The organism is Teichococcus deserti (assembly GCF_001982615.1).
Taxonomy (GTDB): domain Bacteria; phylum Pseudomonadota; class Alphaproteobacteria; order Acetobacterales; family Acetobacteraceae; genus Pseudoroseomonas; species Pseudoroseomonas deserti.
Map to the genome: position 1 here is coordinate 1 of NZ_MLCO01000374.1, position 7900 is coordinate 7900.

The 7900-nt window shown below is 68.6% G+C and carries 7 protein-coding genes, 2 tRNA genes and 1 pseudogene; 5 read left to right on the forward strand and 5 right to left on the reverse strand.

Annotated features, from left to right (window positions below):
• The 5 genes and pseudogenes from BKE38_RS27460 to BKE38_RS33725 form a co-directional block, all read left to right on the forward strand.
• Positions 1-286 (forward strand): annotated as a pseudogene (locus tag BKE38_RS27460) (hypothetical protein); the annotation flags it as partial.
• A 34-nt stretch (positions 287-320) separates the two neighbouring features.
• Positions 321-1466 (forward strand): rod shape-determining protein RodA, encoded by a 1146-nt coding sequence (gene rodA / locus BKE38_RS27465; protein WP_076960368.1) that lies wholly within the window; start codon positions 321-323, stop codon positions 1464-1466.
• Positions 1467-1544: 78 nt separating this feature from the next.
• Positions 1545-1620: transfer RNA gene (locus BKE38_RS27470), tRNA-Lys, on the forward strand.
• A 56-nt stretch (positions 1621-1676) separates the two neighbouring features.
• Positions 1677-1752: transfer RNA gene (locus BKE38_RS27475), tRNA-Lys, on the forward strand.
• Positions 1753-1931: 179 nt separating this feature from the next.
• A complete protein-coding gene (locus BKE38_RS33725) occupies positions 1932-2729 on the forward strand; it encodes a CatB-related O-acetyltransferase (protein WP_076960363.1) in 798 nt (265 codons plus the stop codon).
• Between the two features lie 3 nt (positions 2730-2732).
• On the opposite strand, the gene BKE38_RS27485 is transcribed toward BKE38_RS33725, so the two are convergent.
• From BKE38_RS27485 to BKE38_RS27505, 5 genes are all read right to left on the reverse strand, one after another.
• Entirely contained in the window at positions 2733-2999 is a 267-nt protein-coding gene (locus BKE38_RS27485) for a hypothetical protein (protein WP_131829748.1), read from the reverse strand.
• Between the two features lie 309 nt (positions 3000-3308).
• Positions 3309-3512: a hypothetical protein gene (locus BKE38_RS27490; RefSeq protein ID WP_076960365.1), complete on the reverse strand. Its 204-nt coding sequence runs from the start codon at positions 3510-3512 to the stop codon at positions 3309-3311.
• Between the two features lie 256 nt (positions 3513-3768).
• Positions 3769-5082 carry a sulfite reductase subunit alpha gene (locus BKE38_RS27495; protein ID WP_083747916.1) on the reverse strand — a complete coding sequence of 438 codons (1314 nt, stop codon included), beginning with the start codon at positions 5080-5082 and terminating at the stop codon, positions 3769-3771.
• Positions 5048-5731, reverse strand: a complete 684-nt coding sequence (locus BKE38_RS27500; protein WP_076960367.1) for a Fe2+-dependent dioxygenase — start codon at positions 5729-5731, stop codon at positions 5048-5050. Before BKE38_RS27500 ends, BKE38_RS27495 begins: the two co-directional genes overlap by 35 nt.
• A 96-nt stretch (positions 5732-5827) precedes the next feature.
• On the reverse strand, positions 5828-7900 hold a 2073-nt coding region (locus BKE38_RS27505; RefSeq protein WP_076960369.1), incomplete at its 5' end, for a TonB-dependent receptor.

Below are 7900 nucleotides of genomic sequence, written 5' to 3' on the forward strand. Positions count from 1 at the left end.
CTTCGCCCCCTATGACAACCCGCATTACGCCATCTCGGTCGTGGTCGAGCACGGCACCAGCGGCTCCGGCGCCGCCGCGCCCCTGGCGCGCGACGTCATGGTCGAGGTGATGACTCGCCTGCGCCCGCCGCCATCGACCCCGCCAGCCGCCCCCACCGCGCCGGCGGCCCCGCAGGCCAATGGCACGCCGCCCGCCCGCACCACCGAGGCGCCGCGCAGCCCGCAGCAGCTCGCCGAGGGGGCCAGGCCGCCTGCCGCCGGCACGCCGGAGACGCCCCGCCGATGATGGTCCCCCCCTCCATGATGGTCCCCCCTCCATGATGGTCTTCGAACGTCGCCTGCTGACCCGCGACCGCGGCGCGGGGGTGCTGGAGAAGCTCTGGCTGATCCCCTGGAGCTTTGTTCTTCTCCTCTGCGCCGTCGCCGCGGTGGGCTATGTCGCGCTCTACTCGGCCGGCGGCGGCGCGGCGGAGCCCTATGCCAGCCGCCACGCCCTGCGCTTCGGCTTCTGCCTGGTGATGATGCTGTCCATCGCCATGATCGACATCCGGCTGATCGCCAAGCTGTCCTGGGCCGGCTGGCTCTTCGGCATGGGGCTGCTGGTGCTGGTCGCGGTGCATGGCCAGGTGGGGAAGGGGGCGCAGCGCTGGATCGAGCTGGGCCCGATCCAGCTGCAGCCCTCCGAGCTGATGAAGATCATGCTGGTGCTGGCGCTGGCGCACTGGTTCCACCGCGCCAGCTGGGAGCGCGTCGGCAATCCGCTGTTCCTGATCCCGCCGGTGGTGGCGGCCCTCATCCCGGTGGGGCTGATCCTGAAGCAGCCGAATCTGGGCACCGGGCTGATCACCCTGATGGTGGGCGGCGCCATCTTCTGGGCCGCCGGCGTGCGCTGGTGGAAATTCGCCATCCTGATCGGCGCCGCCGCCGGCATCGCGCCGATCGCCTATGAGCATCTGCACGACTACCAGCGCGCCCGCATCCAGACCTTCCTGGACCCGGAGAGCGACCCGCTCGGCGCCGGCTACAACATCATCCAGTCGAAGATCGCGCTGGGCTCGGGCGGCATCTGGGGCAAGGGCTTCCTGCAGGGCACCCAGGGACACCTGAACTTCCTGCCCGAGAAGCAGACCGATTTCATCTTCACCATGCTGGCCGAGGAATTCGGCCTGGTCGGCGCCATGTCGACCCTGGCGCTGCTGGCGCTGGTGGTCGGCTTCGCCCTGCTGGTGGCGCTGCGCTGCCGCCACCAGTATGGCCGCCTGGTGGCCATCGGCCTCGGCGTGAATTTCTTCCTCTATGTCTTCGTCAATATCGCCATGGTCACCGGCAGCATCCCGGTGGGCGGCGTGCCGCTGCCGCTGATCAGCCATGGCGGCTCGGCCATGCTGACCACCATGCTGGGCTTTGGCCTGCTGATGTCGGTCTGGGTGCATCGCAATGCAGAATTCAGCGCGACGCGCGACTGAAGGGCTTGCGCTTGGCCAGGGATGGGGTAAAAGCCCGCCTCACCTGAGCGGGGCGGCCGACCGAGCCCCGCAGCGGTGGGGCGCATAGCTCAGTTGGTAGAGCAGCTGACTCTTAATCAGCGGGTCCTAGGTTCGAGCCCTAGTGCGCCCACCAACCCACCTCAGAACTGGTCATTGCCACGAAGGCGCCTTCGGGTTTCTTCAAGGCTGGGGCGCATAGCTCAGTTGGTAGAGCAGCTGACTCTTAATCAGCGGGTCCTAGGTTCGAGCCCTAGTGCGCCCACCAACCGGTCCCTCTCCGTCGAACAATTGAGTTCTCCTCGAAGCAGGCAACGTAATTGCCGCCATACCCCTGCGTATTGCGTTGCGCAGAGATTTGTGTGACGGGTCGGCAATGTCCGGTCCATGTGGCGGCGCGGTCGCAGCATTTTCCGGGACGTCGCCGCGACGAGGAACGCAGCCCGGATGGTCAAGTATCCTTTCAAGTTCCGCTATAGCGCCGCAGTCGAGAAATTCCTCATCGACAACAATATCAACCTCGATCATCACGCGAAGATCGCGGGAGTCTACAAGATTGGCGATGTAGTCACGATCAAGAATCCCGCGCTTGTCGAGCCGCACGCGACGCTTTGCCGGAACAACTTCTTCTCCATCGGCGCCTTTTCCTATTCGCGCTCGCCAATGGAACGGGCGAGGATCGGCCGCTACTGCTCGATCTCCTGGCGCTGTGAGGTGATGGGCATCGCCCATCCAACCGACCGCATCAGCACTCATCTCTTCACCTTCCGGACCTATTATCTGAACAACGTCCGGCGGCTCCACGGCCGGGCCCCGGCCGCTGCGCCCTTCGATGCGGCGGGCAGCATGGTCAGCATCGGCAACGACGTCTGGCTGGGTCAGAACGTGCTGCTGAAGCCAGGCATCAGCATTGGCGACGGCGCCGTCGTCGCTGCGGGCGCGATCGTCACCAAGGATGTGCCGGCTTTCGCCATCGTCGCCGGCGTACCGGCCCGCGTCGTCAAGTACCGCTTCGACGAGGCGACACGGGAGAGGGCGCAGCGGGTCGCCTGGTGGCGGTACCACGTTGCCGATTTCGCCGGGCTCGACACCGCCAGTCCGGTCGCCTTCCTGGAGGGGCTGGAGGCGCGAATCGCTTCCAGCAGCATCCAGGCCTATGCGCCCGAGGTCATCGACCTGGCCGAAGCCATCCAGGCCATCGTCGCGGAGCAGGAAGCCCCGGCTGCCGCCGTCGCGGCGCGCTGACCATCAGAAGGCGCGGTCTTCCGCCGCATCGATCCAGTCGTCCCATTCCGCCGCGCGCAGCAGTGCATCGGCCCGCGCCAGCTGCAGCGAGGAATAGGGCCGACCCTCCTGGCCATCGACCTCCAGCGTATAGGGCTGGGCGCGGCCGATATGCAGGCGAATCCGGATCGGGTAGCCGCTGAGGCAAAGGGTAAGGTCGGACACCTTGGTGATCCAGTCACGGGGGTGACGCGGATCGGCGGTGCCGCCAGGGGGGAGACGTCCGTTCACCCCGTCATTCCAGCAGGCTGCCTGCGCCCGGCGCAAGCGAAGACCGCATGACGCAACGAAGCCGCCCATACCGGGTTCCGGAGCTGAATGGCTAAGCCGCTCGCATCGCTTCCAAAATCCCGTGAGCGACCGGGGCGGACAGCGGCGCGATAGCGCCGATATGATCGAACGACCCGTGCCCCTGGTGGGGGCAACGGCCTGGCCGCGTCCTCTGTAACAAGGCCGGCGCGACCAGGTTCCCGTGGCAAGCTGTCATAAGTTAAAAAATTCTGCGGCGTGGCGCGATGCCGGGACAGGCCGGGATGGTGCTCAGCCGGCGCGACGCATCGCCGGCATGCGGCTCTCGATCAGCGCGGCCTGGACGCGCTGCTGCAGCCCGGGCAGGCCGGGGAAGAGCTGGCCCTCGGCGCCGCGCGCGGCCGGGTCGTTGGCGATGAAGCGCCAGCTGCCTTCCTGGGCGACGGCGACACCGATGAAACGGCCGTCGATGACGACGGGCCGGGATCTGATCATGACACGGAATTTCCTGGGGCTGCGCCGGAAGATCCGGGCGGCGGCCGGGTGGGATGAGGCAAGGCTTTCGGGAGACGCTCCCGGGATACGGAGGCGGCGGTGAGATGACGGTTCCGTACACTGGAAGCAAGCAGGGGCGTCAGGAATAAAGCGAATGTGTACCATGCCCGCAACGAGGAACTCGTGCGGCCCCCGGTAAGAGCGCGGCAATATTTTGTGCGTCGCAAAATAATGACCAATCGATGTCTGCGCCGGTTCAGTAAACGTCGCGGCGATAGCGTCCTTCGGCGGCCATCGCCGCCAGCGCCGGCGCGCCCAGCCATTCCTCCAGCTGGCCATGCACCGCCGGTGCCATCCCTCGCTGGCCGCCGCAGACGTAAAGACAAGCACCGTCGCGCAGCCAGGCGCGGCATTCGCCCTCGCACTCGGCCAGGGCGTGCTGGACATAGCGCTGACAGGGCGCCTCGCGCGAGAAGGCCAGGTCCAGCCGCGCCAGGCAGCCGCGCCGCCGCCATTGCTCGATCTCGGCGCCGCCATGAAAGTCATGCGCCCGGCTGCGCTCGCCGAAGAGCAGCCAGTTGCGGTGCTGGCCGCGGGCGACGCGCTGGCTCAGATGCGCGCGCAGCCCGGCCATGCCGCTGCCATTGCCCAGCAGGATCAGCGGCCGGTCGTCGGGCGGCGCGTGGAAGCCCGGATTGGCGATGACCCGCCCGGCGATGGCGGCGCGCAGCGGCAGCCCCTCGGTCAGCCAGAAGGAGCCGAGGCCGGGCTCTCCGCCCGGCCCGCGCAGCTGCCGCACCAGCAGCTCGGCATGGCCCTCGGCGTCGATCGAGGCGATTGTGTAGCGCCGCAGCGCGCCGCGGCCGCCGCGCGGCTGCACCTCCAGCAGGTCGCCGGCCTGCCAGGCCTCGGGGGCGGGGGGCGTCAGCCGCAGCCGGTAGAGCGGCGCGCCCGGGCTGCCCTGGTTGATCCAGTGGCGCTGCACCAGCCGCCAGGGCAGCAGCATCGGCGCTGACGACAGCTGCACGCCGCCGGCCGCCCCCAGCCGCTCCAGCAGCGCCTGCCAGGCCGCCAGCGCTGTCGCCTCTGCGCAATCGGCCTGAAGGGGCGGCGCCAGGGGCTGCGCGCCGCTCTGGGCCAGCCAGGCCGCCAACTGCCGGCCGAAAGCACAAAAATCCGGATAGGCGCGGTCGCCCAGCGCCAGGACCGCGGTCTGCAGCCCCGTCAGCGCGGCCGGCGCTTGCATCACCTGGCGGGCGAAGCCGCGGGCGGCGTCGGGCGCCTCGCCCTCGCCATGGGTGCTGACGATGAACAGCGCCCGCCCGGCGTCGGACAGCGCCGCCGCGTCCAGCCCGGCGAGCGGCCGGCAATCGACCTCGACGCCGCCGGCCCGCAGCGCCGAGGCGCTCTGCTCGGCCAGCCGCTGCGCCAGGCCGGTCTGGCTGGCGAAGGCCAGCAGCAGCGGCCGCCCGGCGGACCAGGCATCCGGCGCGGAGGCCGCTGCCGCCCGCCGCCGGAAGATCGACCGGAAGATATTACATCTCCACCCATTGGCGCAGCAGGTTGTGATAGGCCGCCGTCATGCCCAGCACGCCCGGATGGCTGTCCGGCAGGTCGGCGCGGATCTTCATGATCGACTGGTCCATCTCGAACAGCAGGCGGCGCCGGCTGTCCTCCTTGATCATCGACTGGGTCCAGAAGAAGGAGGACCAGCGGCTGCCGCGCGTCACCGGCTCCACCTTGTGCAGGCTGGTCGCGGGATAGAGCACCATGTGGCCGGCCGGCAGCTTCACCCGCTGGGTGCCGTAGGTGTCCTCGATCACCAGCTCGCCGCCGTCGTAGTCCTCCGGATCGGTCAGGAACAGCGTCGAGGAGACGTCGGTGCGGATGCGCATGTTGGCGCCGGGGACGAAGCGGATGGCGTTGTCGACATGCGCGTGGAAGGTCATGCCGACGTCGTAGCGGTTGAACAGCGGCGGGAAGACCCGCAGCGGCAGCGCCGCGCTGGTGAACATCGGGTTCAGCCCCAGCGCCTGCAGGATGATGTCGCCGAGCTCGCTCGCCTGCGGCGAATTCTCCGGCACCTGCAGGTTGTTCTTGGCCTTGCCGGACTGCTCACCGGCGGTGACGCGGCCATCGACCCAGGCGGCTGCCTCCAGGATGCGGCGGCAATGGGCGACCTGCTCGGCGGTCAGGACATTCGGGATATGCACCAGCATGGGCGGGCTCGCTTCAGCGATGAGGTCTGATCATGCAGCGAGGGGGGAGCCGCGTCGCGGCTCCCCCCTGTTCCAGCCTGGAAAAGCGGGGCCGGCTCAGAATTCGGCCGCCACCGTGAACAGCACGGTGCGTCCGGCAGACGGAATGACGCGGCTGCCGAAGACGGCGTCGTAGTTCAGCGCGTCGCCCAGGTTGTAGCCGTTCACCTGCACCCGCAGCCGGTCGTTGATCCGGTGCGAGACCATGGCGTCGACCGAGAAGTTGGACGGCGCCTCGGCCGTGTTGGCGGCGTTCAGGAAGACCTGGTCGCGCCAGGTGATGCCGCCGCCGATCGTCAGGTTCCAGGGCAGCCCCTTGTTGATCTCGTAGGTGGTCCAGACCGCGGCCGCGTTTTCCGGCACGTAGCTGACGCGCTTGCCGACAAGCCCCGGGGTCGAGGACTTGCGGGTCTCGCTGTCCATCCAGGTGTAGTTGGCGATGATGTTCCAGGCCGGGGTGATCTGGCCGGTGATGCCGATCTCGACGCCCTGGTTGCGCTGCTCGTCGCTGCTCTGGACCAGGCCGTTGGTCGCCGGATCGTAGTAGGTCGCGTTCGACTTCTCGATCCGGTACAGCGCGCCATAGAGGCCGAGGCGGTTGTCGAAGAAGCCGACCTTGGCGCCCAGCTCCCACAGCGTGTTGCGCTCGGGGTCGAGGTTGTTGCGGAAGTTGGTGACGGTGCTGTTCTGCGTGGTGAACAGCGAACCCGGCGGCGTCGTGGACGTTGAATAGGTGGCGTAGAAGGTCTGCGCCGGGGTCGGCTGCCACACGATCGAGGCGCGCGGGTCGACCACGGTGTGGTTGGCGTTGATGTCGGTGCGGGCGCCGGTCGCCAGCGTCACCGCCTCATGGTCGACCTCGTAGCGGCTGACGCGGACGCCGCCGATCAGCGACAGCTCCGGGGTCAGCCACAGCCGCTCGTTCAGGAAGCCGGCATAGGTGGTGATGCCGGTCTCGCGGGTGTTGCTGGCGGCGCCGCGCGTCAGGTTCAAGTCGCCATCGCCGCCGAAGATCGAGGCGGCGGTGCGGCTGGTCAGATAGCCATAGCCGGTGCGGTCGACATTCTCGTAGGAGACGTCGATGCCGGCGACCAGCTCGTGCCGGAAGGCGCCGGTGGTGAAGCGCGCCGTCGCCTGGGCGACATTCTGGATGGCCCAGCTTTCCTGGTGATAGGGGGCGCTGGCGCCGCTGATGGTGGCGGTGGCGGGCCGGCCGGCGCGGAAATTGCCGATGCAGGTCACGTCGCAGCTGGCGATCGAATAGGCGAAGTCGCGGTCGATGATGCTGAGGCGGGTGTCGTTGGTCAGCGTCAGCCAGTCATTCGCCTTGTGCGACAGCCGGGCGGTCAGCATGTCCAGCTGCACTTTGTCGCGGTCGCTGTCGGTGCCGTACCAGGTGCCGCGCGGCAGGCCGAACTCGGTGGCCGGGCGGGTGATGGTCGTCCCCGGCGTGCTCACCAGCGGAATGCCGGCATCCGTCGTGTTGTTGTACTGGTAGTGCTGGTAGTGCAGCGAGAAGGTGGTGTCGGTGCCCAGGCCGAAGGCGATCGACGGCGCGATGCCGAAGCGCCGGCTGTCGACATCCTCGCGGCCGACGGTGCTGCTGTACTGGCCCATCAGGTTCAGCCGGATCGCGCTGGTCTCGCCGATCTGCTGGTTGATGTCGAGCGTGCCGCGGGCGAACGGCCCCATGCCGCCGGTCGCCGTCATGCCGTAGCTGTTGCCCAGCTGCGGCAGGCGGGTGTTCACCGCGACGCCGCCGCCGACCGAGCCGGTGCCCAGCGCGAAGCCCGACGGGCCCTTGATGACCGAGACATCCTCATAGGTGAAGGCGTCGCGCGTGTAGGCGCCGAAGTCGCGCAGGCCATCGACATAGATGTCGTTCTGGGCTGCGAAGCCGCGGATGCGGAACTGGTCGCCGTTGACGCCGCCATTGCCCTCGCCGATCGAGGCGGTGATGCCGGGGACGTTGCGCAGCGCCTGCTCCAGCGTGGTGACGTTCTGCTGCTCGAGGATCTCGCGCGGCACCACGTTGATGGTCTGCGGCGTGTCCTGCACCGTGCCCTGCAGGCGGCCGACCGGCGCCTGGCGCTGCAGCGTGTTGGCGGGCGCGGTGCCCTGCACGTCGAC